Annotated in this window: 21 protein-coding genes and 1 pseudogene; 17 read left to right on the forward strand and 5 right to left on the reverse strand. The window is 60.5% G+C overall.

Going from position 1 to position 26,381, the window contains the following annotated elements:
• Positions 1 to 62: 62 nt before the first annotated feature.
• On the reverse strand, positions 63 to 296 hold the full coding sequence (locus ACETII_RS12020) for a hypothetical protein (RefSeq protein WP_363346218.1): 234 nt from the start codon (positions 294 to 296) through the stop codon (positions 63 to 65).
• Positions 297 to 532: 236 nt separating this feature from the next.
• Complete coding sequence (locus tag ACETII_RS12025; RefSeq protein ID WP_363346220.1) at positions 533 to 976, reverse strand: SRPBCC family protein; 444 nt, start codon at positions 974 to 976, stop codon at positions 533 to 535.
• A gap of 781 nt (positions 977 to 1,757) precedes the next feature.
• Here ACETII_RS12025 and ACETII_RS12030 point away from each other — a divergent pair.
• Together ACETII_RS12030 and ACETII_RS12035 are read left to right on the forward strand one after the other, a co-directional pair.
• On the forward strand, positions 1,758 to 1,991 hold the full coding sequence (locus ACETII_RS12030) for a hypothetical protein (protein WP_472785623.1): 234 nt from the start codon (positions 1,758 to 1,760) through the stop codon (positions 1,989 to 1,991).
• Entirely contained in the window at positions 1,988 to 2,794 is an 807-nt protein-coding gene (locus ACETII_RS12035; RefSeq protein ID WP_472785624.1) for a methyltransferase domain-containing protein, read from the forward strand. The genes ACETII_RS12030 and ACETII_RS12035 overlap by 4 nt, the downstream gene beginning before the upstream one ends.
• 45 nt (positions 2,795 to 2,839) lie before the next feature.
• Here ACETII_RS12035 and ACETII_RS12040 read toward each other — a convergent pair whose 3' ends face one another.
• Positions 2,840 to 4,210, reverse strand: a complete 1,371-nt coding sequence (locus ACETII_RS12040; protein WP_363346225.1) for a sensor histidine kinase — start codon at positions 4,208 to 4,210, stop codon at positions 2,840 to 2,842.
• A gap of 299 nt (positions 4,211 to 4,509) precedes the next feature.
• On the opposite strand from ACETII_RS12040, the gene ACETII_RS12045 reads away from it, so the two are divergent.
• From ACETII_RS12045 to ACETII_RS12110, 14 genes are all read left to right on the forward strand, one after another.
• Entirely contained in the window at positions 4,510 to 5,226 is a 717-nt protein-coding gene (locus ACETII_RS12045) for a glutathione S-transferase (RefSeq protein WP_472785625.1), read from the forward strand.
• Between the two features lie 279 nt (positions 5,227 to 5,505).
• Positions 5,506 to 6,792 carry a tyrosine-type recombinase/integrase gene (locus tag ACETII_RS12050; RefSeq protein ID WP_472785626.1) on the forward strand — a complete coding sequence of 429 codons (1,287 nt, stop codon included), beginning with the start codon at positions 5,506 to 5,508 and terminating at the stop codon, positions 6,790 to 6,792.
• Positions 6,793 to 7,450: 658 nt separating this feature from the next.
• The gene (locus ACETII_RS12055; protein WP_472785627.1) at positions 7,451 to 8,173 is read left to right on the forward strand and encodes a hypothetical protein; all 723 of its coding nucleotides are present in this window, start codon (positions 7,451 to 7,453) and stop codon (positions 8,171 to 8,173) included.
• Positions 8,170 to 9,174 (forward strand): ParB/RepB/Spo0J family partition protein, encoded by a 1,005-nt coding sequence (locus tag ACETII_RS12060; RefSeq protein WP_472785628.1) that lies wholly within the window; start codon positions 8,170 to 8,172, stop codon positions 9,172 to 9,174. The genes ACETII_RS12055 and ACETII_RS12060 overlap by 4 nt, the downstream gene beginning before the upstream one ends.
• Positions 9,175 to 9,291: 117 nt before the next feature.
• The gene (locus tag ACETII_RS12065) at positions 9,292 to 9,882 is read left to right on the forward strand and encodes a hypothetical protein (RefSeq protein WP_472785629.1); all 591 of its coding nucleotides are present in this window, start codon (positions 9,292 to 9,294) and stop codon (positions 9,880 to 9,882) included.
• 311 nt (positions 9,883 to 10,193) lie between these two features.
• The gene (locus tag ACETII_RS12070) at positions 10,194 to 10,502 is read left to right on the forward strand and encodes a hypothetical protein (protein WP_472785630.1); all 309 of its coding nucleotides are present in this window, start codon (positions 10,194 to 10,196) and stop codon (positions 10,500 to 10,502) included.
• Position 10,503: 1 nt separating this feature from the next.
• Positions 10,504 to 11,751 carry a DNA cytosine methyltransferase gene (locus tag ACETII_RS12075; RefSeq protein WP_472785631.1) on the forward strand — a complete coding sequence of 416 codons (1,248 nt, stop codon included), beginning with the start codon at positions 10,504 to 10,506 and terminating at the stop codon, positions 11,749 to 11,751.
• A gap of 325 nt (positions 11,752 to 12,076) precedes the next feature.
• On the forward strand, positions 12,077 to 12,232 hold the full coding sequence (locus tag ACETII_RS12080) for a hypothetical protein (protein ID WP_472785632.1): 156 nt from the start codon (positions 12,077 to 12,079) through the stop codon (positions 12,230 to 12,232).
• Positions 12,233 to 12,339: 107 nt separating this feature from the next.
• A complete protein-coding gene (locus ACETII_RS12085) occupies positions 12,340 to 13,788 on the forward strand; it encodes an ATP-dependent DNA helicase (protein WP_472785633.1) in 1,449 nt (482 codons plus the stop codon).
• On the forward strand, positions 13,785 to 16,805 hold the full coding sequence (locus ACETII_RS12090; RefSeq protein ID WP_472785634.1) for a DUF5906 domain-containing protein: 3,021 nt from the start codon (positions 13,785 to 13,787) through the stop codon (positions 16,803 to 16,805). The genes ACETII_RS12085 and ACETII_RS12090 overlap by 4 nt, the downstream gene beginning before the upstream one ends.
• Complete coding sequence (locus tag ACETII_RS12095; protein ID WP_472785635.1) at positions 16,798 to 17,343, forward strand: hypothetical protein; 546 nt, start codon at positions 16,798 to 16,800, stop codon at positions 17,341 to 17,343. Before ACETII_RS12090 ends, ACETII_RS12095 begins: the two co-directional genes overlap by 8 nt.
• Positions 17,344 to 18,362: 1,019 nt before the next feature.
• Positions 18,363 to 18,821 carry a hypothetical protein gene (locus tag ACETII_RS12100; protein ID WP_472785636.1) on the forward strand — a complete coding sequence of 153 codons (459 nt, stop codon included), beginning with the start codon at positions 18,363 to 18,365 and terminating at the stop codon, positions 18,819 to 18,821.
• Positions 18,822 to 18,904: 83 nt separating this feature from the next.
• The gene (locus ACETII_RS12105; RefSeq protein ID WP_472785637.1) at positions 18,905 to 19,072 is read left to right on the forward strand and encodes a hypothetical protein; all 168 of its coding nucleotides are present in this window, start codon (positions 18,905 to 18,907) and stop codon (positions 19,070 to 19,072) included.
• Entirely contained in the window at positions 19,069 to 20,685 is a 1,617-nt protein-coding gene (locus tag ACETII_RS12110) for a terminase (RefSeq protein WP_472785638.1), read from the forward strand. Before ACETII_RS12105 ends, ACETII_RS12110 begins: the two co-directional genes overlap by 4 nt.
• 34 nt (positions 20,686 to 20,719) lie before the next feature.
• Here the strand turns inward: ACETII_RS12110 and ACETII_RS12115 are convergent.
• Positions 20,720 to 20,992 (reverse strand): annotated as a pseudogene (locus ACETII_RS12115) (transposase); the annotation flags it as partial.
• Positions 20,993 to 21,485: 493 nt separating this feature from the next.
• Here ACETII_RS12115 and ACETII_RS12120 point away from each other — a divergent pair.
• Complete coding sequence (locus tag ACETII_RS12120) at positions 21,486 to 23,501, forward strand: hypothetical protein (RefSeq protein WP_472785639.1); 2,016 nt, start codon at positions 21,486 to 21,488, stop codon at positions 23,499 to 23,501.
• A gap of 279 nt (positions 23,502 to 23,780) precedes the next feature.
• Here ACETII_RS12120 and ACETII_RS12125 read toward each other — a convergent pair whose 3' ends face one another.
• On the reverse strand, positions 23,781 to 25,805 hold the full coding sequence (locus ACETII_RS12125) for a hypothetical protein (protein ID WP_472785640.1): 2,025 nt from the start codon (positions 25,803 to 25,805) through the stop codon (positions 23,781 to 23,783).
• Positions 25,806 to 26,381: the final 576 nt, after the last annotated feature.

The following is a 26,381-nucleotide window of genomic DNA, read 5'->3' on the forward strand; positions in this document are numbered from 1 at the left end:
CCGGCCGCCGTGGAGCGCCGCCGATTTGCGTCTGGCCCTGTTCGCAGTCGTCGATCCACCGGTTAAGCGTTCGGTTCGTCGCTTTGTCCTTCTTCGTCGTCGGTCGATTGGTTCTTCTCCGAGGCGGCGCTCAATTTGGCGAGGAGCGTGAAAAACTCTTCGGGAAGCGGATCCTTCAGGCTTTCCTCGTGAAGTTGGCCCCGCAAGAGGTAATGCGTCGCCGTCGCGGGACCGAAAACGTTTGCGATGAACAGCGCCGTCTTCAGACTAATCCTGTTGGGCGGCTCGGACGGCATGGCACCCTCATTCAGCTGGAGCCTTGGCAGTTTGCTTCAGGAACGAACTTTCGGTTCAAATAGGGCTGAATCGCTCGAGTTGGCCCCATTCGCGAGGGATGCCCAGGCGCCCTTGTCCAACCCCGGTCTCGCGAGACCGAGCGGGGTGTGGCCGTTGACGGTCATGTTCGAGCTCGAAACGAAGCAGCTCGACGCCGTGAGGCGGGCTTCTCCGTTCGAGCGCGCCGCCGTGCGACTTACCCGCTGATCTCGGGCTCAACGAGCCTTGCGAGGTTTTCGAGCGATTCCTGCCAGCCGAGGTAGCAGGCTTCCGGCGGGATGACGTCTGGAACGCCCTCCTGGACAATGCTCAGTTCGGCGCCGACCGAGACTTTCTTGATCATCACCGTGACGTGGATTTCGCCCGGCATGTTGGGGTCGTCGAACCTATCCGTATACCTCAGGCGCTCGTTCGGCGACAGCTCGAGAAATTCCCCGCCGAAGGCGTGGCTTTCTCCCGTAGTAAAGTTTCGGAAGGATGCGCGATGGGCGCCGCCGACCTTGGGTTCCAAGCGATGCACGGTGCATACAAAGCCATTCGGCGGCAGCCACTTTGCGAGCGCATCCGGTTCGATAAATGCGCGATAGAGCTTCTCCGGCGTCGTGGCGAGGACCCTATGGAGGCGAACGGTGTTCGGCATTGTCTCTTCTCCCTGCGGCTTGCAAGCGGATGTCGCTCTTGAGCATACGACTGAGGTAGCGCGTTCGGCGCCGACGCGCCCGTCGCCGCTCGCAGCATAGCTGGGCCGCGCCGGATCCGACACTTTATCCGGGGCGCACAGGAGCGTTCGGCGCCGCTGAACCCCGCAGCATGAGCCGTTCTCAGGCGGCGATCCATAAATCAATTCGGTGAAAACCGTTCGAAGAGGCTTTCCGCCGCGAGGCGCCGCAATAGCGCCAACTTGATCGGCAACATCGTCGCTCGCTTGGCGCGGCCGCCGTTCTCCTCGGCGGCTTAAAACGAAATCATAATGAAAGATCGGAAGGATGAGCGAGCGCAGTTCGACGCCTTTGGCCATAGCAATCTTAGGGATGCTCCTGGCCGTTCTTAGCTATGCGATCAAGGATGAAAGCCTCGGCAGGCTGGTATATGGTTCGGGCCTGCTCTCGGCCGGACTTTCCTTGCTTCATTGGTTTAGGCCGACGCAGCCTCGGCGAAGGTGATCAGCGGCAGGCCGTCCTGATCGAGGACGCGATCGATCCGACAGCTGCGGCGGGGTGCGGAGCATGCCGCAACCGACGACCGTTCCAGGGGCCCGCGGATCGACCGGACCAAGGTGTTTCGGAAACGACCTGCCTCTATCCCGCAAGAAGAGGCGGCTCAACCTCGCCCCGGCGACATCGCGATTGACGCCGGACGAGGCAAGCTGTAAACGAGACTGTCATTACTGCATATTGTTTTTTTATACTGGAATTTTAAAGATGAAGGCTTTTGCGAGTTCAAACCCCAGAATCTTGGATTCGTCGCAGTGCCGTAAGTTGCTTGCGAGCTATCTCCTCATCGACCGAGACACAGCGACGCTTCGCCGGCTCATGACTCAGGACATAGACCGTTTTCTTGAAATGGGCGCCACCGCCTACGCCAATCTTCTTGCGGCGGCGCTGATACTGTTCGACCATCGAGCTCGTCGAGACAATCAGCACATCAGCTCATGACCGGAAACATAGGCAGCGGGTTTCGTAGCGTGGATGGGAAGCTGTTCAGCAAGCTTCTCCACTGTTTGGACTTCATGAACGAGCTGGCGTTTTTCAAAGCGTATAAATCCCATTCGTGGCGATCACTGCTCATTGCCCCCGAGCAGGTCATCCTGGATGTCGCATGCGGAACGGGCTCGGACCTGATCCACCTCGCCGAGGCGTATCGAAACACAAATTTTGTCGGCGTCGATAACAGCGAGAAGTTCCTGGCCATTGCCAGAGAGCGTGCGGCGTCCGCCGCTAATCTCAAGTTTCTGCTTGGCGACGGCCATCGGTTGCCGCTCGTCGATCAATCGGTAGACGCTGCGCGAATTGATCGTTCGCTGCAACATATGGAAAATCCCGAGGCCGTATTGGCGGAAATGGTCCGCGTCACCAAGAGGGGCGGTCGCATTGTCGCCTGCGAGCCCGACTGGGAGACCTTTGTTCTGTTCAACGGCGAATTTGACGATAGCAGCAAAATCGCCGGTTTATTCAAGCGCTCGATTCGAAACCCGTTTATCGGGCGCGAGCTGGCGTCGCTGATGAACGAATGCGGCGTCAAACATCTTGACGCCCACGTCCATACTTTCTGGACCAGCAAATTAAATGACGCCGACGTCATTTTCGATCTTAACAAAGTCAGAGACCAGTGCGCGGCCGCAGGCATGATGACGCAGGACGACGCCGATACTTGGTGGGCCCTCTCGAAGCAGGCTTCTGAAAGAGACACTTTCTTTGCAAGCCTTTGCATCATGGAAGTCAGCGGAACGACAGAGTAACGATTTTCTGTCATCTTCTGGAGGCCGCCGCACGATGTCTGCTTGTTAAGTCGTTATCGACGCTTCTGCACAACGATCGCACGGCAGGACGAAACTGAAGGTTGATCCCGCTTTTGCATTCGGCTCCATCCAGATGCGGCCTCCGTGCGCCTCGACAATAGAGCGACTCATGGCGAGGCCGACGCCCATCCCCTTAGGCTTCGTCGTCATAAACGGTTCAAAAAGGCTTTCTCGCACGCCCTCGTCGACGCCCGCTCCTGAATCAGCAACGTCGACTCGCACCCAGTCGTCCTCGTTGACGCAGGCGATCATGATCGAGCGGTCCGAGACGCCCTCCATTGCGTCGATGGCGTTTCTGAGAAGGTTTGCCAAGACCTGCGTGATCTGGACGCGGTCGGCCTGTACGGCGTCCTTGGTCGCCTCGAGCCGGAGATGCACGCGCACATTGGCGTTTTCCAGGGCGCGACGATTGGCTCTGCACGCCTCCTCGATGAGCGAGCGCAGGTGGACAAGGCTCGAAGAGGGCTTTCCCTCCAAGAGAAAGTGACGAAGGCGGTCGACGATGTCGCCAACATGTCCAATTTGCTCCGAAGCGCCTTGAAGATTGCGCTCGACTAAAGGCAGCGCCTCGGAGGTGGGCTCGCGCAGGAGGCGTTTGGAGGTTTCGACGTAGGCGGAGGCGGCCGCCAGAGGCTGCGCGATTTCATGCGCCAAGCCGCTGGCCATGCCTCCGAGCGCATGCAAGCCAGACGCATGCAGCCTCGCCAATCGTTCGCTTGCCTTGCTCTCCGCCTCGACCTGAGTCTTCACCCGACGCTCGAGCCCCTCTGCATAATTCCAGACGGCCCGCATCAAGACCGCACTGTAAACGGCAAGAACGATGGTGGTGAGCAGATAGTCTCTGTCGCCGCTAGCGAGCAAGGCTGCGAACGATCCGAGCGCAATGGGCCCGGAGAACGCCGCCGCTGCTGGAGGTATGCTTGCCAGAACAAAGGCTCCGCCGCCCAACATCCCGGAACACAGACAAGCAATCAGCAGCTTGCCGCCCACGCTTGCCTGGTCCAAAAACAGTAAGGGAAGGGCCCCCCAACAAGAGCCGAGCGCCGCCGCGTAGCCTACGGCCCGGTAGACGCCACGTCGGGATGATGAAGCGGCCGGCCTGTAAGTCGAGGTCCGCCGGGTCTTGCGGCGCAGGAAGACGAAGGACGCAATCGCGATGACAAGCGCGCCCCAGCACAAGGCGGCAATGCGGTAGGGTCGATCCCACGAGGCCGCCATAAAGACAGTGGCGTTGCAAATATTCGCCAGCATCACCCCGGGCGTGTGCCGGGCAATGTGAGAAAATTGCTCCGCACGCAAACGCTCGATTTGGTGGGAGGCGGAAAGAGGCGAGCGATTGTCTTTTTCGAGGGTCATTTTCAGTAGCTTGCAGCGGAGCGCCGACCCTCTTACGCCAAGGTTATGTCCAAAATCTGATTTTTGCTAACCTGATCACAGCATCCCGCGCTTGGTGCGGCGCTGCTCTACCGCGACGTTGCCCCTTATTCATCGTCGGCGCGTGTCTAATTTAACCCTTCCAATCGCCCTACGTTCGACCGCAAGCGGATGATTAGGCGCAGCAATTGTTCGAGCGCGTTCTCACTAACCGCTCGCAGGAACGGAGGGCGGGCGCGCCGCGTTTATTGGTGGGTTCGCAATCGTCGGCGCGTCGAGCGATGAGTTATGAGCTTTATTATTGGCCGGGCATTGCGGGCCGCGGAGAGTTTGTCCGGCTGGCTCTGGAAGAGGCGGGGGTCGCTTACGTCGACAAGGCGCGTGAGCCCGGCGCTGAAGAAACCCTCCTTGCTTTGCTCGAGCGGTCGGATCTCCTCCACCCGCCCTTTGCGCCGCCCTTCCTGAAACATGGGAATGTCCTCATTGGCCAGACGGCGGCGATCCTTCTCTACCTCGGCGAGCGTCATGGCTTGGCGCCGACAGACCAGGCGGAGAGGCTTTGGGTGCATCAAATCCAGCTCACGATCGCCGATCTCGTCAGCGAGGCTCACGACGCGCACCATCCCCTGGGCGCTCATTTATATTATGAAGAACAAAAGCCCGAGGCGCTGCGCCGGGCGCGCGACTTTCGAGAAAACAGGATCGAAAAATACCTCCGCTGGTTCGAGGAAATTACCGCACGTAAGCGAGAAGACGGGCCCTATCTTGTCGGTGATCGTGTGACCTATGCGGATCTTTCGCTGTTCCAGGTCACAGAGGGCTTACTCTATGCATTTCCACGAGCCGCCAACGCCGTGCTCGCGGATTGCCCGGGAGTGGCCGCTCTGCGCCAAGCGGTTGCGCAACGCCCGCGCATTCGCAGTTATCTCGAGAGCGACCGGCGCATCGCTTTCAACGAGAGCGGCATATTCCGCCACTATGCCGAACTCGACCGATAGCGAAAGCGCCTTTTTGAACACGTCCTCGGTCGTTGAACCGCTCCGAGAACCGTTCTCACAATGCCTATATGTGGGGTTGTTGGTGAGCGCGCTGGGACTCGAACCCAGGACCCCCTGATTAAAAGACAGTAGCAGTGACCGGTTATAGCCGGTCGTGGCTGCATCCCTCTACCTTATATATCGCCACTTCCTCCTTGTTATTCAATGATTATCGGCTTATGTCAGCATCGCAAGCGGACATGGCCAGCCAGCCCCCGTGGGTTACGTGGGGGTTACGTGATGGGGAACAAGGTGGACAAGCGGGCGAGCGGGAAGAAATCAAAGCAGCTTACCGTCAAGGCGATTGAGAACCTGAAGCCGAAGGCCAAACCCTATGAGGTCCCCGATGGCGATGGCCTGTTTTTGACCGTACGGCCGACCGGCAGCAAGAGCTTCAACTTGCGTTACCGGTTCGAAGGCCGCCCGAGAAATCTCACCCTCGGCCCCATCGCCATTGGACTCGGCACGGCCCGAGAATTGGCGCGTGCGGCGCTTGTCGCGGTCGCCCGCGGCGAAGATCCTTGCGCTCTCAAAAACGCACAGAGGGCTGCCGCAAGGGCGCCAGGCGTCGGGAATGTTGCGGCCATCGCCAATCGATTCGTCACCAAGCACGTCCGGCCCAATATGCGCCCGGCGTCGCAGCGTGAGACCGAGCGGTTGCTGCGGGTCGAGGTTCTGCCAAAGCTCGGCAGTCGAGAGCTCGCTGAGGTCACCCGCGCCGAGATCCGCGGCATGGTCGAGGACATCGCCGACCGCGGCGCGCCGATAGTCGCCAACCGAACATTGAGCCTGCTGCGCCTGTTCTTCAACTGGGCGCGCAAACAGGACCTGATCGAGACGTCGCCCGTCGATGGCCTCGAGCCGCCGGCAAAGGAGCGCGCCCGTCGGCGCATCCTGACTTCCGATGAAATTCGCTGGTTTTGGGCCGCCTGCGACGAGATTGGATGGCCCTTCGGGCCGCTGGCGCAGCTTCTCTTGTTGACGGCCGCCCGTCGCGACGAGGTTCGCGCGATGACCAGGGCCGAGATCGACACCGCGTCGGCGACGTGGCTCCTGGCCGGCGACCGGGTGAAGAACGACGCCGAGCATTTGATCCCCCTCGCTGCGCCGGCGCTGCGCATGCTCGAAGCCCTCCCGCGCATCGCCAGCGCCAAGGGTTTCGTGTTCACGACCACGGGCGCCGGGCCTGTAGACGGTTTCAGCCGCGCCAAGTCCCGCCTCGACGCGGCGATGGCGGCGATCAAGCGCCGCGAAGACCCCGACGCCGGGCCGATCCCGCACTGGACCTACCACGACCTTCGCCGCACAGCAGCCAGCGGCATGGCCTCACTTGAGGTTCAGCCACATATCGTCGAGGCCGTGTTGAATCACCGTAGCGGCGTCATCAAAGGCGTGGCGGCGACTTACAACGTTTACACTTACGCCGCCGAGAAGCGCACGGCTCTGCACAAATGGGCGGCGCATGTCGAGGCGACCATCACGAGCACGGCGGCGATGTGCGATGCTGAGGCGGCTTTCACCGAATAGTTTTTGCGGTCACAAACGCCCCTTGCCACTGGACACGGCCGGTCCTAGTTTTTCCCTTGTTGGTGGCGGCTCGCCCGCAATCGCCCAAAAAAGAAAGACACGAACCGATCGACCTTCGATTTTTGCTCTTTAATAGAGCCGCCAACATCCGCCGCCCACGGGCGTCGTGATTCAACAAAGCGCCTGGTCATGCTAGCTTGAAAGAGTCCTTGCGGCTCCGGCTCCAGGTCCCCTTTTAAGGGCGAAAACGCAACTCTCCATCAAAATCGAAGCGCCCTTTATGGGTGCTTTTGGAGCGTTGCGACAATGGTAAAACCCGAACTCGACAACCCGTCGCTTCTCAATCGGGCGAGCAATCTAGACCTTATCCCGAATCCCCAGGTCGCTAAATTTCTAGGCGTGAGTCTGCGCACGCTCGCGCGTTGGGACGCCAACCCGAAACTCGGGTTCCCTCGGCCGACCGTGATCAACCGCAGAAAATATCGCGGGCGCGCTGAACTCGATGCTTGGGTAATCAGCAAGGTCGCTAAGGCCGCCGCCGCGGAGGAGGCGCCAGCAGCAGCGCCGGCGGCGTCATCGAAGCCCCAACTCCCGCCAAAACCCGCCCCGTCCGCTTCAGGAGAGCGACGGCGTCCTGGCCGGCCGCGGAGGGCGGCCGATGTCTGACGGTCTCCGCAAAAATCCTCGCCGCATGTATGACGGCGGCGCCATTCGCCATGAGCCGCGGAAGTCGCTCGGTTTTTTCCCAACGCCGCCCTGGGCGACGCGGGCTTTGTGTGAGCATGTGCTGGGCGACTGCACCGCCCGCTCCGCGCTGGAGCCGGCGTGTGGCGGCGGCCACATGGCGCGCGCCTTGACGGAGTATTTTGGGACCGTCCATCAGTCCGACATCGCAGAATATGAAGGCGCCGACGCCTCGGCCGCGAGGCTGGATTTTCTGCGCGCTGACTATCGCCATCCCGCCTGCGCGGTCCCGGATTGGATTATCACCAACCCGCCCTTCAGATTTGCCGAAAAGTTCGCAGCTTGCGCCTTGCTACGCGCGAGCATCGGCGTCGCCATCTTTGCCCGCGGTCAGTTTTTGCACGCGGTCGGACGCTATCGCCGGCTTTTCGCGGCAAATCCGCCCCACATCGTCGCGCCTTTCGTAGAGCGCGTGCCGATTCGACGCCACCGCCTCAACGACGATGGACTACGCCTGGTTCGTTTGGCGGCTGGCCGAGCCGGTCCCACCGCAAACCCTCCTGAAGCATATCCAGCCATGCCGCGCATCGCTGGAGCAGACAGGAGATTACCAAATCCCATGATTTCGCAGAGCGGCATCGTAGTGCGTTTCACCAAGCGGCTGTCGCGGCCGAGGAAAGTGAGGAAACGGCCATGACGGATCAATATAAATTCCACTGGGCAGCGAACCTGTTCCCATTGATCGAGGGGGAGGCGTTCGCAGCGCTCGTCGCCGACATTCGCGCCAATGGGCTTCGGGAGCCGATCATACGCATGAAAGGCGAGGATAGCGAATGGATCGTCCTTGAGGGCAGGAACCGGCTTCGCGGCTGTGACGCTGCGGGCGTGGAACCGCACTTTGGGGAATATGAAGGCGACGATCCGCTTGGCTTTGTGCTGTCGGCGAACCTTCATCGCCGCCACCTTAACGAAAGCCAGCGCGCCATGGCAGCAGCTAAACTGCAAGATTGCGCAGATCTGCGCAAAAAAATCTCACAGGACGAAGCTGCAAAGATGTGCCGCGTCTCAAGACGCCTCGTAACTGACGCGGTGAAGATTCTCCACCACGGCACAGCTCAGATGCTGGCTGAAATCGACGCGGGCAGAATGGCTGTCACTTTCGCAATAACGCTGATAAAGGATCCTGCCCGGAGCGCCTGCAATTATGCAGAGAAAGCGGCGGAAAAGGCTACGCATGGGACCGCGCATAGGGTCCCTGCCGAGACGGGTGCCGACGCCACAGAGCCGCCACCGGGACCCGCGCCGGTCGCCGAGGCTGCGGACCGGGAGACCCGTTCAGCCTGCCGCCCGCCACAAGCTGCGCCGAAAAAAGTTAAAGCCGAGTCTAGGAAGAGCGCGAAGCAACGCGACGAGAAACCCGCTGCCGACGGTCATCGCGGCGCCAATGATACCCACGGCGACGCCGAGGCGCTACGCGCCGAGAATGCGGAACTGCGTGCAGAGCTCGCCCGCGTGGAAGCGCAGCTCAAACTGTATCAGGACAGCGATGGCGTGGTCTTCGATCCAACCGCCGACGCGCTGACAATGGCCAATACAATCCGCGCCGCCCTGGGCGACAAGAAAGCTGACTTGCTTGGCGAGGTGCTGCTTGGACGACTCCGCCGCGAATTCCCGCCGGATCAGGAGGCCGCCGAGTGAAACCCGATCGCTTCCGGCAAGGCGACGACCGCTGACCGCTGATCGAGGGGCGTTTCGTCGAGCGCGCCCGTGCTGGCGCTTTCCGCGAAGCGGCTGGCGCTTCGATAGGAGAAAGTTATGCAAGCAAACAATCATCTAACATTTGGAGGACTCCGCTCCCGCCGACAGAGCGAATTCCTTGCGGCGGCAAGGATAGGAGATGAAGACAACGCCCTCAAGACTCTGCGCGCCTGGATGGGCATGGTCTCGTCGCAGAGTCGATCTTGGGCCTTTCTGGAATTGGCAGACAGCATGGAGCCGAGGCTTTTCTGGCGGGCGTTCCATCAGGAATGGAACGGCTTCGACCGCATTCCGCACAGGGCGTTTGAGGAGCGTCTCCATCTGCATAAGAAGTTTTGGCGCTCTGAATATATGAGCGCCGAAGACTGCGCCAGGTATCACTCACTCCCCGAGAGGATGATCGTCTATCGCGGACAATCAGGCGATGCCCCGATTGGGTTGTCTTGGACGCTTAACCGAAAAGTTGCCGAGGGTTTCGCACACGGTCACAGGGGTATCGCAGTTCCTAAACCGATCGTGATCGAGGCGACGGTCGCGAAGCCCGCCGTCGCGGGATTTTATGACGATCGGATGGAATCCGAGATCGTCCTGTTTTCTCCTCGCTCGACCGGCGACGTTCAGATCGAGCGCGCGCGCCAGTTAACGTAACTCCGCCACGGCATAAACACAGGACGGGCGCGGCCGGTCACGCGGCCTCCCTCAAGAGAGGAAATCAAATGCAAAGCGACGCAATCGAAACCGAGTTTCTAGCTCGAACATGCGGCGATTGCTCATTGTGTTGTAGGGTTTTCGACATTGAGATTTCACCGGGGTTTGGTTGGTGTCCGCATTGCCGGCCTGGCAATGGATGCGCGGTCTATCACGCCGATCGACCAGACTATTGTAAAAAATTCCAGTGCTTCTGGTTGATCGGCTACTGTGACTTTTTCGGCGAGGAATGGAAACCGAGCGTATGTAAAATGGTTGCGACCTATGACCCCGATGGCGCATATGGATTAGCGATGTATGTTGACCCCGACTTTCCAGACATATGGCGCAGCGAACCATATTATTCGCATATCAAAAAGCTCTCGGATGAGGAATATACTGGCCAGGTGATCGTCCATGTCGGCAATCGGACGTGGTTAGTCCGACCGCATATAGACCTAGAAATTCCGGTCGGCAAACGTTTTGCCATGGCGAAAGTTTTCGATCGCTGGGAAACAATAATATTCGAGACTGAGGAAGAATATTTGGAAGAGATACGCTGGCTGACGGAGCCTATGTAAAATGCGGCCCGCGTTCTATGAATTTTTCGCCGGGGCCGGCATGGCGCGCCTGGCGCTCGGCGACGCGATGGATTGCGCCTTCGCCAATGATCACGACCCGGCCAAAGCGGCGGCCTACGTCGCCAACCATGGCGCCGCGGGCTTCCGCCTGGCCGACATCGGGACGCTGACCGCGGCCGATCTTCCGGGCCATGCGGCGCTCGCGTGGGCTTCTCCGCCGTGCGTCGATCTATCTCTCGCCGGCCGCCGCGCCGGACTCAATGCGGAGCGCAGCGGGGTATTCTGGCCATTCTTCCGGCTGATGCGCGAGCTCGTCGCCGAGGGCAGGGCGCCGCGCGTCATCTGCATCGAAAACGTCCCGGCTCTTTTGACCTCGAACGGCGGCGCGGACTTCGTCGCTATTGTCGAAGCCTTTGCATCGATCGGATTCATGACCGGCGCCTTGGAGATCGACGCCGCGCTATTTACGCCACAGTCACGACGACGCTTGTTTATCATATGCGCGCGAGCGCCGGACATTATCGCCGCCGACGTGGCGCAGCGTGGCCCGACCGCGCCTTTTCACACGGTCGGGGTTATGCAGGCGTATGAACGGCTTCCGCAGCTCTTACGCGCGGCGTGGGTGTGGTGGCGGCTCCCATTACCGCCGCCGCGCTCAATCGAGCTCAGCGACGTCCTAGAGCCCGTGCGGGGAGATCCGCGCTGTCTCGCCGGGCTGCTGGCGATCGTGGCGCCGACGCATCGAGCCAAGCTCGAAGCCGCGATGGCGGCCCGCCGTCCAGGCGAGACGATCATCGGCGCCGTCAATCGCAGAATGCGCGACGGGGAACAGCGCGCCGAGATCCGTCTCGATGGTTTCGCCAATGCGCTACGCTGCGCGAAGGGCGGCTCTTCGATCCAAACCTTGCTGATCGTTGATGACGCCGGCGCGCACGCGCGGAAGATCCTGCCGCGCGAGGCGGCGCGGCTGCAGGGGTTGCCAGAGGACTATCGCCTGCCGGCAGGCAAGGCCGCGGCGCATGATCTTGTCGGCGATGGCGTCGCCGTGCCCGTCGTGCGGTTCTTGACGACGAATGTGCTGGAACCGCTTCTAACCCAGTTGCAGCCTCCGGCTAAAGAGAGCCGCGTAGCTCCCGAACTCTCGCATAAACAGCCACCACCCCAGGGAAGGCCGCTAACGCTCTTTTCGAAAGGGCGGCTGGTAATCCCGCATCGCCCAAAACAACGGCGTCAGGAACCGCGCGTATAAAAAACCACTCTAAAGAAAAAGATTTTTTCGTAAAAAACAACCGGCCATAACCGGACGCGAGCAGACAAATGAAGCTGAAGTTATTAGCTGCACACTTGCTGTCTATTTGCTTAAGAAAAGCATGCTTCTACATACTAATGAGCTAACTCCAAAGGAGGACCCTACCATGCGTCATAGGGATCGTTCGCACGTTGGGCGCCTGATTTCCGGCATTACAGAAATATCCGCGGTGGTGAAGCTGTGCCCGGGTCACACTAACGCGTTGCTTGAGGAGGGAAAGCTTCCGGGCGCGCTCGTCGGAGACGTTTGGATCGCCAACGAGGGCTTGCTGCGCATCGCGCCGCGCGGCCGGCTGGCGAGGGAGCTGGAAGAGATCGAGGCGGAGCGGCGGTCTGTCGAACGGCGCCGACGCAAGACTTCGGAGTCGAAGCGTGCCGCGCCCCTTGCGCAAGAGATCGAGGCCGACGAAGCGCCGGCCTGATCTCTATCCGCCCAGGCGGGCGGAAATTCACCAGGTCAGGGGCGCGGGCAGCAACGGCTGCGCCCCCCGATCAATCGAAACTGCGGAGGAAAATTTGGGGTTCCATTATGACAGGGTCGAATACGGCGAGGGGCCCGAGCCTCCACGTGGTGGAGACGGACCCCTCTAAAAGGTTCTCTGGGCGTGGCGGCTCAACAGAAAACACCGAGAACGAATATAACGCTGACGGCGCGGAAAGCCAAGGCGCCGCAAAAGAGCCGCCGCTAATTTGGTCCGCCGACCAGGACGCCGCGCTGATCAAAATTAAGAGATGGCTGTGTAGCGGCGATGAGCTTTTGTTCCGGCTCCTCGGCTACGCGGGCACGGGCAAGAGCACGCTGCTCGCCCACCTTGCGCGCGAGATCCCTGGCGCCGTTGTTCTGACCCCAACGAACAAGGCCGCGTCGGTCTTGAAGAGCAAGGGCATCGCGGCCCAGACGATCCACTCCTTCGCCTACTCCTTCAACGGCCACGAAGTCGATCGTCTGCGCGAGAATATCGACGCGCTGATGAAAGCGCCGGCTGAAAATCGGGCGGAGCTCGCGGCGCTGCAAGCGCGCCTCGATGCGCTGCTCGACGAGGCCGAGAATCGCGGCCTCCGGCCGACCGGCGAGCACTTTTTCTCGGAACGCGACCTCGAGCAGAGGCCGTCGCTGATCATCATCGACGAGTCGTCAATGGTCCGGCACGACCATGCCGAGCGCATCATGAGCTTCGGCATTAAGGTTTTGGCGATCGGCGATGCTTTCCAACTGCCGCCAGTTAAAGCAAGGCCGTCGCTGTTCGTGACTGGCGCGCCCAACGCGATGCTGTCCGAGATCCACCGCCAGGCGGCAGGCTCCCCGATCATTCGCCTTTCGCAGAGCATCCGCGAGGGGCGCGACATCCAACAGTTCGCCGAGCAGAACGAAGCCGGTGTGGTGCGCGTCGTGCGCGGCATGACCGACGAGGCCGTCCTTGGCGTCGATCAAATAATTGTCGGCACCAACAAGCTTCGCATCATCACCAACGCGCGCTTGCGCCGCCTGCGGGACTTCACGGGCGACGCGCCGCAGGAAGGCGAGCGTCTCGTCTGCAGATCGAATTCACGCACAGACAGCCGTGAATTGTGCAATGGCGAGATCTTGATCGTCGAGGTGAGCTACGGCGTCGCGCCCGACGACTTCGACGAAGAGCGTTGGAGCGGCGTGGTCCGGCACGAGGGGCTCGACGATTTGGTCGAGATCGAGGCCGATATGAAACTCCTGCGCGCCTCAGCCGCCGCCTCCGATGGCGACGTCCCGGACGCGCATGCGCCCGACGGTTGTGATGATCTTCATTACGGCTACGCTCTGACTTGCCATCTGGCGCAAGGTTCGCAGTGGCCCCGCGTTCTGGTCAAAGACGAGTCGGCTCGCTTCCGCGGCGACGCCAGGCGTTGGCTCTACACCGCCGTCACGCGTGCGCAACGCGAACTGACGCTCGTTCTGCCGGCGGTTGCGCGCGGTCGCGCCTTCGGATGGGCGGGGCGCCGGTGAAAACGCCTAGCCCCGCCCACAAGGCCACCAATGGCCATAGCGGCCCGTCCGCGACGCGGGTGCCGCACGAGACGTTGACGGCGATCGAACTAACCCGCTGTCGAAACGCCGACGGCGCCTTGTCGAAGCGCATCAAGCTCGGGCCAGACGGCAAGCTCGTGTCCACGCCAGCCGCGAATATGGTTCGCGGCAGCATGGAGCGCATGCCGCTCGACGATTGGCGCCAGTTCGCAGAGATCCTCGAGCAGACTCCGCCCGACGTCGCCTATACCCTCGGGCGCCTACGCCCAGACCTGCCCGATAGCGTGCCGCTCGCCGTGAAGGGTAAGGCAGGCGCTGATCCCACCAAGGGCGTGCCGCGCAGCCGTGAGAGCTTCACCTATACGGCCGGCGCGCCTGGTCTCGTGTTGATCGACCACGACACGAAGGGCATGCCACCTGCCGTCCGGGCGAAAATCGACGCCCTCGGCGGCTTTCTGGGCGCGCTGGAGCACATTTGCCCTGGCATCACCGCCGCGGGCCGCGTCCGGCGCCTCTCGACCTCCAGCGGACTCTATCGCGCCGATACGTGCGAGGAGTTCCAGAAGGCCGGCGAGCACGACTATGTGCTCGTCCTCGACGCCGCCGACTCGCAGCGTTTGCTCTATACGATGCACGACCGCGCTTGGGCGCTTGGCTTGGGCTGGCACATCATCAGCCAGAACGGCGCGCTGCTTGAGCGGTCGATCGTTGATCGCAGCGTATTTGCTCCCGAGCGCCTATGCTTCGAGGCGACGCCACAGCTCGAGGCGCCTCTTACGCAGCATCGACCGGCGCCCGAGCTCCAAGACGCCGCGCCGTTCGACAGTATCGCCCAGTGCCTCGGCCTGACCGTCGATGAGCAGAACGCCCGCCAGGCTGCGCTCGACGCGTCAGAGAAGGCGCTAAAGCCCGAAGCCGACCGCATCCGGGCGGACTGGATTGCGAAGCGCATCGGCGAGGCCGTGGAGCGCGGCGTCCCGCACGAGACCGCGGAGCGCATGGCGCGTAATTGGTCAGATGGCGTCCTTCTACCCGACGCCGTTCTCGATTTCTCGAACTACGGGTCGGGCTTTGTCAGCGTGCGCGACGTGCTGGCCGACCCGGCGCGTTACGAGGGCCTATGGATTCCTGACCCTGTCGAGGGCGCCTCTTACAGTCGCTCAAGCGCGGTCCTACGGCAGGTGCGGGACGGCGCCTTTGTCCTGAGCTTCGCCCATGGTTTGGAGACGATCTACAGGCTACGCCACGACTATGCGTCACTCCGGGCGGCGGTCGAGGCGGCGGGCGCGGCTCAGGCCGTGCGGGCGCTGTGCGAACTCCTGCCGCAAGCCGAGATCGATCCGGCCGAGCGCGCCGAGTTGATGAAGCTGGCGGGCGACCGCTTCAGCGAAGACCTGATTGCGCGCAGCGCCGCTGATGCTGGCGCGCCTTACGAGGCGGTTACGACGCTGGCGCTGATGAGGCGGAACAGCCCAGCAGACTTCCAGCGCCTTTTGGCTAAGCTTAAGGCAGTTAAGGGCGTGACCCTTGGCCCTCTCGGCAAGCTGATCGACGCGGAAGAGCAAAGACAGGAAGCGGAAGAAGGCTCGAAGAGGCCGCGCCCACCCCATCCGCCAGGCGACGACGCCATAGCCGAACTCAATGGGGAGCACTCCTTCGTGCTGGAAGGCGGAAAGGCGACGATCTTCAAGGATAACTTCGACGAGAGGCTGAAGCGGCACTACTACGATCGCCTCACACCCTACGACTTTAAGACCACATACGCCAACCGCTTCATCACCATTCAGACGCCGGCCGGCGCGGTTCAAACCCCGTTGGGCGCCTATTGGCTAACGAGCCCGCGACGTCGCGAGTTTTTGGGCGGCGTTGTCTTTGATCCGAGCAACCGTCACCGCAACAATCAGCTTAATCTCTGGAAAGGCTTTGCCGTCGTCGCGAAGCGCGGCGGATCCTGGCGCCGGATGAAGCAGCATATGTTGAAAATCATCTGCGGCGGCAATCGCAGCTACTATAAATACCTCAAACGATGGATGGCCCGCGTGATCCAGCATCCGGCGACGCCGGGCGGCGTCGCAATCGTAATGCAGGGCGGCGAAGGCGTTGGAAAGGGCATCCTTGCGCGAGCGATGGTATATCTGCTCGGACAGCACGGCCTGCATATTACGCATGCGAAACATCTGACCGGCAACTTCAATGCGCATCTTCAGGACTGCGTGTTGCTATTCGCGGATGAAGCGTTTTTTGCCGGCGATCGATCACATACCGGCGTTCTGAAGGGCATCGTAACCGAGCCCACGCTGGCGATCGAGGGTAAATTTCGCAATACCGTGCAAAGCCCCAACTACATTCATCTGATGATGGCGAGCAACGAGAAATGGGTCGTGCCCGCCTCGCTCGACGCCCGACGCTTCTGCGTGTTCTTTGTTCGAGCCGACAAGGCGGGCGACCACGAATATTTCGCCGCCATTATCGAGGAGCTCGAGAACGGCGGTTACGAGGCGATGCTGCATGAGCTTCAAAACATGAATCTGGATGGCTTCGACGTCACGGCGTTTCCAAAGACGGAGGCGCTGCAGGAGCAGAAAAAGCTCTCGCTTCGCAATGAGCATAAATGGCTCGTGGACGTGCTGATGCGCGGATATGTCATGCCGTCCGAAGGGCGTCTGCCAGATGTCGAGTGCTGGCATGAGTGCGTAACGACCGACGTTCTCTACGAGAAAAGCTACAAGCCATTCATCGCGGCCATCGGCGACCGTTACCCAATCAGCCGAGAGGAATTCGGCCGCTTCCTGCATGAGGCCGGGTTCAGACCAAAGAGGTCGGCCGGCGCGTTGGATGGCGAAGTCTACGACAACGACCGAAGAGGGTGGCGCGCCCTGCTGAACACGAGACGGGCGCCCGCCTATCAGTTGGGGAGCCTCGAAGACGCCCGCGACAACGTCTCGACCGCGCTCGGCCTCGACATTAACTGGCAAGATGACGGCGACGATGAGTAAAAGCGGCGCGATTGACCCGGCGGCCCTGCACCTACCGCCCGCGGACCTTCTCGCCGCGGCGGAGGCCGTCGGCGCCGTCATCCGGCTCGACCTGGATTGTAACCGCATCATAGTGACGGGCATTGTGCATCTGACGCCGGAGATCTTGAAACGCCTTGAGAACGATCCCGCTATCGCCGAGGCGGTCTATCAGCGCCTCTTCGAGCAGGTTGATCCCGAAAGCTGGCTTGCGGCGATCGAAGGCGCCGAGGCCCGCGTCACGGCCAATGATTGGGCGTATCGCGCGTGGCACCACAGCCCGCGTCGTCCAGCTGGGCAAGGATATGTCAAAGGGGCGAAAGCCTCCAAGGCCAGCGACAAAGGCGAAGCGTCCCGCGGAGCTCCGCGCAAGAAAGTCCCCGTCCCGGCGGACGACATATGGCCGGTCGATCGTCCTGCCCTCAGCGCGCTCGAAGCGACGAAGGCGCTCTTTGGCGCCGCGCTGCGCCGGCCGGACCACGCGTCAAATGGAGCGGTGATGACGTCAGATGACGCGTGAGCGGTCAGGGTGGGGGATTGCCGATTGTTCTTTGACTCGGCCGTAATAAGGCTCGCCAGCGATTTTCGGGCGACTCCCGGGCTGACGACGAGACGGGTGCCCTGACCGGGCCGACCGGTCTGACAAAGCCACGCCAATGGTTAAAAAGCGTTCAAAAGCACTGCGCAAGGCTCGGTCAGGGCGCCATCCTGACCGCGGTCAGGGTTGCTTGGCCGTATAACCCTTGATTTTGCTGGGCCGGTCAGGGTGGGCAGGGCTGTTTTGCATAAATCGCTACTGCGCGCGGGAATGCATATACTCGCGAAGGCGTGCACTAGAGTGTTGCTATATATCGGCTTCCTCGCGCACGTATATACTTTCTACCCTGACCACCCTGACCACCCTGACTCCGCCTTGTTTTCCGGGCGTTTCGGCGGTCAGGGTTAATTTTCGCCACCCTGACCACCCTGACGTGGTGGATGCGGCCAGCACTTCGGTCAGCCGCGAGCGGGTGTCTGTTTCCTTGCAGCACCGGCCTCTAGTCTGGCGACCGCCGCCGTCTGTGTCAGCATGAAGCGTCTGAAATTGCGAACCGCCCGCAACGGCGGCGCGGCGTTGCCGGCGGACTTTATGGCCAAGGACGTGACTAAAGACACAGACGCTCACGCCTAAGTCATGCTTCCAGTGCTTCCATGGCGTCGGCACCCGCTTCATCGCCGAGATTCAGCAGTTACAATTTCCACCACCACCGGCACGCAGCTTCCCGTAGGCGCTCCTGTCCCGCGCCCGGTCGCCAGTTGTCCTCTGATCTGTGATCAGGAGTCGCGCAAAGCAGACGCCTTTTAAATCCATAGCTTAGCGTAGTTAAAGAGCACGCTCGCGGTTTCTACGTAACGCGGACGTAGCGCGCGGCAGTCCTCGCGCGCGCTGGATTGGCAAATTTCCGCCGGGAAGGCGGGGAAGGGCAATTCATCGCCCTTATTCGCTTGATCTCCAAGCGCAATGTCATACATAACGTTATGTTATAACGTTGTTGAGCCATGGCGAGACAGATACAGAAGAAGCGATCCAATATGCCGCTCGGGCCGTTCTCAAAGGACCGGAGGATCATCCAAGCGTCGGTTGATCGGCGCAGCAAGGTTGGGCGCCTCTTTCGCACGACGATCGCCGATCTGTCCGATCAGGTTGGTGGGAAACCTACGCCTGCGCAAAGCCTCATCATCCAAAGCGCCGCCCTGAAAGCCTGCCGGCTCTATCTCCTGAGCGAGAAGCTTCTCCACGGCGGCGACATGGCCGAGGCCTCGGACCACCACGCCCTCGCCTGGCTCAATTCGTTGCGGTTGGATCTCATATCCCTTGGCCTCGAGCGCCGGATGAAGGACGTCGGACCGTCGCTCGCCGATATTCTCGCCGGGAGGGTTGAGGATGAGCGGGACGATGAGCACGCTACATCTGCCAATCAATCCGAAGGCGCCAGTGAGGATCCTGGGGCTGTCTAGGAGGCCTAGAATAATCGGCGCCTCAGATCCTGCCATCGCCCCGATATCGAGGCTTCTGTCGAAACCACGCTTTGGAATAGGCGATGTATCAGCATAGCTCGAATTGCCGGCCCTGGCAGCGCGAAGGCCATCCCCTCGACCGTGAAACGCTTCGTCGCCGGCGCATTTGGCGAGCGCGACGACGCATCGCCCTCAACCGGCTCGCCGATATTCTCGGCGTCTGTCTCCTCGATATGGAGTCGGCGCAATGACAGCCCGTCGTCCTCGCCTCGATATTGTCGGCGCCTTCGAGAGTCCGGCGCTCTTCGAGCCCTGGTATCGGGGCATATCCTGGTGGGGCTGGAAGGTCATTTTGAAAGCCGCCTACGCCATCCCTCTCGGCCCCGAGGAATTGACGTTCTTTCACGAAGTCTCAGGCGGGCGTGATCCACCGCGCCATCGTGTGCGTGAACTGTGGTGCGTATGCGGACGCGGAGCGGGCAAGGATAGCGTAACATCTGGCATCGTCGCTTATATCGCCGCCACATTCGATCCATCGACCTTGCGCCCCGGCGAGCGCGCAATCGTCAGTTGTTTAGCTGTAGATAAGGAGCAAGCTAAGATTGCGCTCAACTACACGCGCTCATTCTTCGCCGAATGTCCCGCCCTCAAAAGCCTTGTGACGCGCGAGACCGCGACCGGGTTCGAGCTTAGCAACCGCGTGGACATAGCAGTTCAGACCAACTCTCACCGCTCAGTGCGCGGGCGCTCGATCTTGTGCTGTGTGCTGGACGAATGCGCCTTCTTCCGCGATGAAAACTTTGCTGCGCCAGATGAAGAGGTTTATCGCGCCGTCCTTCCTGGCTTGGCACGCGTGCCCGGTTCATTACTGATCGGCATATCGAGCCCCTACAAAAAAAGCGGTTTGCTTTACCGCAAATATCAGGAATTCTATGGCCAGGACGATGACGACGTTCTGGTAATTCAGGCGCCGAGCATTGTGCTCAATCCGACTCTCGACCAAGCCGACATTGATCGCCGCATCAAAGAAGACCCCGTCGCTGCGCGCGCCGAGTGGTTAGCGGAATGGCGCGACGACATTGCAGGTTGGTTGTCTTACGAAATGATTGACGCCGCCGTTGATAATGGCGTCGTGGTGCGGCCGCCACTTGGTTATGGTCGCTGTGTCTATCATTGTGGGGTCGATCCATCGGGGGGCGTGCACGACTCCTACTGCGCCGCAATCTCGCATCGTGAATACGATGGAACGGTCGTGCTAGACTGCCTGGTCGAGATACGCCCGCCGTTCAATCCAACCGCCGCGACCCAACAAATCGTTGACGCTATGCTCCAATATGGCGTGACGAAAGCAGTTGGCGACCGTTATGGCGCCGAATGGGTCGCATCCGCATTCTCAAAGTGTGGCGTCACTTATGAAGTGAGTGAACGGGATCGCTCACAAATCTATCTTGATTGTCTGCCGCTGTTTACGAGCGGACGCGCCCGGCTCTTGGATAATCAACGCCTCGTCACTCAATTCGTCGGTCTGGAGCGGCGCACGTCGCCCCTGGGGAAAGATAGGATCGACCATGGCAAAGGCGGTCATGACGATTGCTGCAACGCCGCCGCGCTCAGCATGGTGCTCGCCTCCGGCATTGGCGACTTCGATATGGAGATGTTTTTGCGGGCTTACGGCGGGCTTCCTTCGCTTTACGAAGAAAAAGCAATGCGTGAGAAAGAACAGCGCGAGCGCGAAGAAGCCGAAAGACGAAAGAGAGAAGCCGAGCCTCAACCCGAACTCGAAGCAGCACAATCGACTCCACCCGATCAACCATCGTCGATTGACGCTGAATCCTCGTCAATCTCGCAGCCAATGCAACTCTAGACTCAGAACTCATAGAAGGCGAGGGCGGCTGCGATGCAGATGGCCGAGAAGAAGGCGTGCCGCATCGATCGTAGCGTGTGGCGACGCGCCGGCGGTCTTGGTTCTCGATCTGGTGGCGCTGGCGATAGAGCGTCTTGTCGTAGCCGAGAGGCGTCTTTCGGCTTTTGGTGGGCGGGGTGCAGGGCTTGGTCCCCCGCGCCGCGAGCGCCTCGCGAAGCCAGTCGCTGTCATACCCGCGGTCCGCGATCATGGTCTTGGCTGCCGGTAGCGTTTTCAGCATAAACCGCGCGCCCGTGTGGTTGCTCATCTGTCGATCAGCAGTATGACGAGCGGCTTGCCGGCGCCGTCGTAGGTAACGTGTAGCCTGGAGTTCAGCCCGCCTTTCGTACGGCCGATGCAGCAAAAAAAGCCTTGGGGACTCGCCGCCCTCCGATGCGCTTTCACATGGGTGGAGCGGTCATGATCCGCCGGCTTAGGCCCGTCTGCTGCGAGCGCAGCGAAGATGCGGTCGAAAACGCCAAGCCGCCTCCCGCGGATTGAAGCGATTGTAGAGGTCCTGAGCCTAATCTTGTCCAAACTGAGAATTGCAACAAGGGGTTGTCAGACGAGCGCGACCTGCAGAGCATCTACTTGAGAGGAGATTGCGTGCTGCCGAAAACGCTCGGGACGGGCTCAACATGGGGTCATGTGTAGGCAGCACAGGGTGCTTTTCAAACAGTTTAAGGCAGCCTAAGTTCTGAAGAGCGTCTATAATCGAAACTCGTGACGCGCCATATTTAATTAGCACTTGGGGATGAGCCATGGCGAACAGACGTTGGTCGCTGATCAGAGGCGGGTCAGTCGCCTTTCTCCTCGCCGTTCTTACGCACAGCTCAGCGAGGTCCTGCGGAGGACCATGGGATGTTGCTTGCAACGTCGTCGAGAGCTCTAAGAAGGCGATCGATGACACTGTTGACACAGGAAAAAAGGCCATCGACGACACAGCGAATACGGGAAAAAAGGCCATAGATGATGTGGCTAAGACTGGGGAAAAAGCATTCGAAGATACAGCGAACGCCGGTCGGAAAGCGGTAGACGACACCCTTAACACGGGGAAGAAGGCTCTCGATGATATCGTTAAAAATGCCAAGAAAGCCGTGGACGATGTCGCTTGGAACGCCGTGAAGGGTGCAAACGATATAGTCGATGCAGGTAAAGCTGCAGCCAGATTCGTCGAGCACGAGATTCAAGGCATGAAAGATGGCTTGTCAGATTTCGAAAAGCGCGCTCGCGAGGGCAAGGTCGTTGACGCGGTGTGGCACCTCGGCACAGACCGCCTAAAGAATACCGAGGAAGGCGCAGCCAAAGCCGCTCAGGAAAGCCAACTCATCAATGCAGCAGGACAAGCCGCCGCGTCTTTCTACGGCGGACCAGCAGGTGCTGCAGCCTATGCGGCTTGGTACGCATATAGGGAAACGAACGACCTTGAAATGGCGCTGCGAGTTGGTATCATAACTGGAGTGACGAGCGCCGGCTACGCCAACACCTCGGCAATGCCGACCGGGACTGTAGGTGATGTCGCAAGAAAATCTCTCGCCACGGGCGCGATGGGCGGACTAGCCGTCGCCGCAGCTGGAGGGGACGACGTCGCCGTTCGTGAGGCCTTTCTGAAGTCGGGAGGAATGGTTGTCGTTCAGTCCGGGCAGTCGTATGTCACCAAAGAATACGTTGATCCAGCTGTGGCGAAGGCCGATGCCTATTGCATGTCTGCGGTTGGAACCAAATGCTCGATAGTTTTGCCGAAGTTGCAGCGCGACGCCGATGGCAACGTCCTCATGGACGAATCTGGGCACCCCAAGGTCGACACGACGATCACTATCCCCGAGCGAACACAAGTTGGGTCATGGATAAAGAAGGTCGAGGTGTCCGGCCAGGAAGCTGTTAAGGCAACCCTAGGATCCGACCAAATTTATACGAAAGATAATCAGTGGGCTATCAGTTGGGATAAAAACTCATTTACCAGCCAATCTGCGATTACTCCTGCCGTGGTTCTAACATACACTGGGCCAGGTTCGCCATTCGACGAGAAGGTTCAAGATTTGAAGGCTTGGGCCGCGAGTTCTGCGACCGTATCCACACCAATTCAAGCGCGTGGTGATCTAGGCGGGGAACAAATTCTCGCGGTTGCTGCGGCATGGGTACCGTTACATGGTACAAACACTTCTTTGCCTTTTTTTGAGAGAGTCTTTCCTGTCGGGAAGAATGGCTCTATCGCCGTCGGCGATGTATTGAGATCGAACAGGGACGTTAAAGTCCGTCCAGCGCCCGCGGACTGGGCAAGCGAGCCCGCCTTATTGAAAGAGAAGACCTTGGTCAGCGTAACAAGCGTAACCACTATCACGGACGATAAGGGCCGAACTCAGGATTGGGCAAGAATCGACGTCGTTCCGCCGAGCGTAAGCCCGAGCTCGAGTCGGCCGAAAGCAGATTTGGCCACGGTAGTCCGTCCCATTGATATCGTGCGGCAAGTGTCCAGAAGCGATGAGATGCTGGGAGGGTTGAAGCTTCCCATCTGGTGCGTCGATAAGGATCGAGGTGAAGTTTTCGAGGTCAGGAAGAACGGCGTAGTGCAAGGGCTAACAATGCACCTTTGGGGGTCAGCGCGCCGGTCTCGGAATGGATCGATCCGCATCAGTGGAGCGAGGGCAGCGGAATTAGGGCCTTTCAACTTGCCATGGCAAGACAAAATCACTGCGAGAGTAGGGGGCAGAGGAGATCTCCTGATCACGCAGCAGCGCGGGAGCACATCCAAAGGATCCTGTCGGTCGGTGTTTTAGGCTCAGGATTCATTGATTTAGATTGAAGGCGAGGGCGGCTGGGATGCAGATGGCCGAGAAGAAGGCGTTCCAAGGAGTTCAAGAAGGCGAGCAAGAAGCTCCCTGTCTTCGGCCGATTGATGGAAGTGAGCTTGAAGGGCACCGCCACCGCCGCGAAGGGCATAACGCCAAAATGCTGATTTCGCGCAAGGGTCGGCGATCGTCACGGGCAGGTTGGTAGGAGCGACAGCTCGCTCACAACCGAGAATCCCTGGCTTTTGCTTTGATGTCCCTCTCGCGCTAAGCGTGCGGCCAGTGGCGTTCGCGGAACCAGGAGCGATACTCCGTCATCTTCGCGTGCTGCGCGGCCGAAGCGTGCCGCCTGCACGTCGCCGCCTCGGCGGTCCCGTCCGGCGCCCCCCATCGCAGTTCGACGCAGTCGTTGGGGTTGTAGCCCATCTCGAGGTCCGTCGCGCGGTCGATGACGTCTTTAAGCGAGAGCGTCCAGGCGGATCCGTCGCTGCGCGCATAGGAAAACTTGCGGACCGCGAGCTCGCTCGCCAGCGCGCTTTGCAATTCGGCCTTCACCTCCGCCGGACTCCTGCCATAAGGTATCGCGTAGCGCTCGCTGCGCCGCGCTACGTGGTCGGGATATCCGCGCACCACGTCGATCGCAATCAGCAGGCGGAGATCGCGCGCGGGCGTCGAGAAATCCTCCCACGCGCCGTTGGTCTGGAAGATGGCTGAACCTTCCGGCATCGACGCCTCACCGCGCCCGCCGTTCTGGAACTTTCGGCCATTTTCGACGGCCGTCACGCGCGTCTTCAACTGCTCTTCGAGCGCCCTGATGACCCCCATCATCGCGTGCATCGGATCGAGCGGCTCAGGCGACATCACCTCATCCATGCGATCGTAGAAATCCTCTTCCCTAAGCTGCGATTGCTCCAGCGAAAAATCGCCGTACTCTGGACTCTTGGTGATTTCGCCATTGGTGAGCGCTCGCAACGCGCCGTTCTTCTCGCGCACGATCGGCCGGAAATGCTTGAATCCGGGGCTGCCGAGCGAAGGATCGTGCGCGAACAGGAAATTGCCGCGCCAGAAGCGCTTGCGGGTGACGGTGCCATCTGGCTCGGCATCCACGGCAAGAAAGACGCCCGCAGCGTCCGACGTCTGCGGAACGCGTTGCACCAGCATTAGCACATGCCCGTAGGGATCGGCGTAGACTGTGCCGGGACGCAGCGCCTCCTGCGTCAGCGGGATGGTGTAAAAGTCGGTCTTGTCGCTGTGCGCCGCTGTTCGCACCGAACCGGAATGGACGACGTCGCCCACGGTCCGCAAATAGTCACCAAACCCTCCGACCAATCCCAGATGCTTCTGGACAGGCGGTTTTGCGGCGGCGACCGGCTTAGCAGGCGCCGCCGGCTGAGCCTGTTGGACCGGCTTAGGCTGTGAAAATAGCTGCTGCAAGAAATTCGAAGGAGGAGCCGCTGCTTGAGTGGGGGCCGGCAAAGCGACGGCGGAGGCCGCAGCTTGCTCCGGCGGCCGCGCGGGGCGGGTCACTTGGGGATGCAGAATGTCGAACCATTCATTGCATCGCGCCGGCCCGCCACCGCCGCGCGAGCAATTCGAATAGGCGAACGGCAGCCCCATTTTGAAGGCGAAATAGGCGCGCAAGAAGTAGAGGAAGTCGGCGCAGTCGGGGCGGACCGATAGCGAGACTCTGTCTTCGTCGAGCCCGAGATAATTGAATAGGACATTGCGCGACGGATCGCGTAGCACTTCGTGCCACGCCTTCCATGACGGCTCCGCCTCGAGCGGCGCGTCAAAAAGCTTGGCGATCCAGGCCGAATACAAATTTTCGGTCTCGCGGTTCCATGTGTTGCGTAGCCCCCAGACGCTGCCTTCCGCCGCGTGCGGTGCGGGCGACTTGCTCGAGCTCACGGCGATTTCCTTGGTGATCCCGCCGCAAGGGGACGAGGCGGCGTCGAGCGCGAGCGTCGCATGCCACGTGCCGACGGCGGGCGACCCAGCCTCGGCGAACCAGACATACGGCGGTCCGCCGCGCCGTTCGCGCGATTTCGCTGCGACGCTTCCATCAGGCGCAATCAACAAGAGCTCGCCGTCGAGCGGCTTTTCTGCGGCGACGACGACGCGCAAAGGCGCGCCCTTCCACGGCGCCATCGGCGACGCCAGGACTGCAATCTCAGTAACTTCTTCGCAGGCGCTGGACGAATCTCGGGCCTGGGCCTCCGACAGCGAAAAAACGAGGGCAAAAAATGCGGATGCAATATGCAAAGATGCAGCGAATCGGCGCGCTGGAAACATTTTTGCCCCCTTTCTTGGACCGCCCTCGATCTTTTTCTTCATCAGAGGCCGGTTCGAAGGATACGAAGTTAGCTGGGATCAGGCTGCGCGCTTCAGGAACGACCTGCTGCTCAGCTGCGCATTGGGCAGGGGCTCATTCTTTAGAAAAAATTGGTCAAAATGGCGACGTTCGCGCGCTACTCTGATAACCTCCAGCACATCCGCCTTGATAGCTGACTATTTGGGACCTCCAAGCGGCTTTCGCAGGCGCACGAGCACGTCCACGCTCGCCGAGCGGGCGTCTGGATTAATTCGTAGCCGACAACCGGCTTACGGATTCCTTGAACTCGGAGCTGTGTTCTAACGCCTTTGCATCTCCTGCTCGGCTGTAAGCGCACCTGGACCCTTCGCTTTCTGTCCACCGGCCTCTCGATAGGCCAACTCCAAGTCGGAGAGTGCGGCGCTGATTTCGGCGGCTCTTATCCCCAGTGTCGTGTCCGCATGGCAACCCTCTGTCCTCATATCTAGTTTAGCGTGAGGTGTTCACGCGAGTGCTAACCAAGGCCGCGCGCAATGGGCCGCTCTTGCTTTCGCGTA

The organism is Methylocystis sp. NC52PC (genome assembly GCF_055698645.1).

Coding starts and splice junctions, on each gene's coding strand:
- ACETII_RS12105 (WP_472785637.1), top strand. CDS start 18,905: ATGTATCAGCATAGCTCGAATTGCCGGCCCTGGCAGCGCGAAGGCCAT.
- ACETII_RS12050 (WP_472785626.1), top strand. CDS start 5,506: ATGGGGAACAAGGTGGACAAGCGGGCGAGCGGGAAGAAATCAAAGCAG.
- ACETII_RS12075 (WP_472785631.1), top strand. CDS start 10,504: ATGCGGCCCGCGTTCTATGAATTTTTCGCCGGGGCCGGCATGGCGCGC.
- ACETII_RS12120 (WP_472785639.1), top strand. CDS start 21,486: ATGGCGAACAGACGTTGGTCGCTGATCAGAGGCGGGTCAGTCGCCTTT.
- ACETII_RS12125 (WP_472785640.1), bottom strand. CDS start 25,805: ATGTTTCCAGCGCGCCGATTCGCTGCATCTTTGCATATTGCATCCGCA.
- ACETII_RS12065 (WP_472785629.1), top strand. CDS start 9,292: ATGCAAGCAAACAATCATCTAACATTTGGAGGACTCCGCTCCCGCCGA.
- ACETII_RS12030 (WP_472785623.1), top strand. CDS start 1,758: ATGAAGGCTTTTGCGAGTTCAAACCCCAGAATCTTGGATTCGTCGCAG.
- ACETII_RS12025 (WP_363346220.1), bottom strand. CDS start 976: ATGCCGAACACCGTTCGCCTCCATAGGGTCCTCGCCACGACGCCGGAG.
- ACETII_RS12040 (WP_363346225.1), bottom strand. CDS start 4,210: ATGACCCTCGAAAAAGACAATCGCTCGCCTCTTTCCGCCTCCCACCAA.
- ACETII_RS12095 (WP_472785635.1), top strand. CDS start 16,798: ATGAGTAAAAGCGGCGCGATTGACCCGGCGGCCCTGCACCTACCGCCC.
- ACETII_RS12020 (WP_363346218.1), bottom strand. CDS start 296: ATGCCGTCCGAGCCGCCCAACAGGATTAGTCTGAAGACGGCGCTGTTC.
- ACETII_RS12100 (WP_472785636.1), top strand. CDS start 18,363: ATGGCGAGACAGATACAGAAGAAGCGATCCAATATGCCGCTCGGGCCG.
- ACETII_RS12060 (WP_472785628.1), top strand. CDS start 8,170: ATGACGGATCAATATAAATTCCACTGGGCAGCGAACCTGTTCCCATTG.
- ACETII_RS12035 (WP_472785624.1), top strand. CDS start 1,988: ATGACCGGAAACATAGGCAGCGGGTTTCGTAGCGTGGATGGGAAGCTG.
- ACETII_RS12055 (WP_472785627.1), top strand. CDS start 7,451: ATGTCTGACGGTCTCCGCAAAAATCCTCGCCGCATGTATGACGGCGGC.
- ACETII_RS12070 (WP_472785630.1), top strand. CDS start 10,194: ATGGTTGCGACCTATGACCCCGATGGCGCATATGGATTAGCGATGTAT.
- ACETII_RS12045 (WP_472785625.1), top strand. CDS start 4,510: ATGAGTTATGAGCTTTATTATTGGCCGGGCATTGCGGGCCGCGGAGAG.
- ACETII_RS12110 (WP_472785638.1), top strand. CDS start 19,069: ATGACAGCCCGTCGTCCTCGCCTCGATATTGTCGGCGCCTTCGAGAGT.
- ACETII_RS12085 (WP_472785633.1), top strand. CDS start 12,340: ATGACAGGGTCGAATACGGCGAGGGGCCCGAGCCTCCACGTGGTGGAG.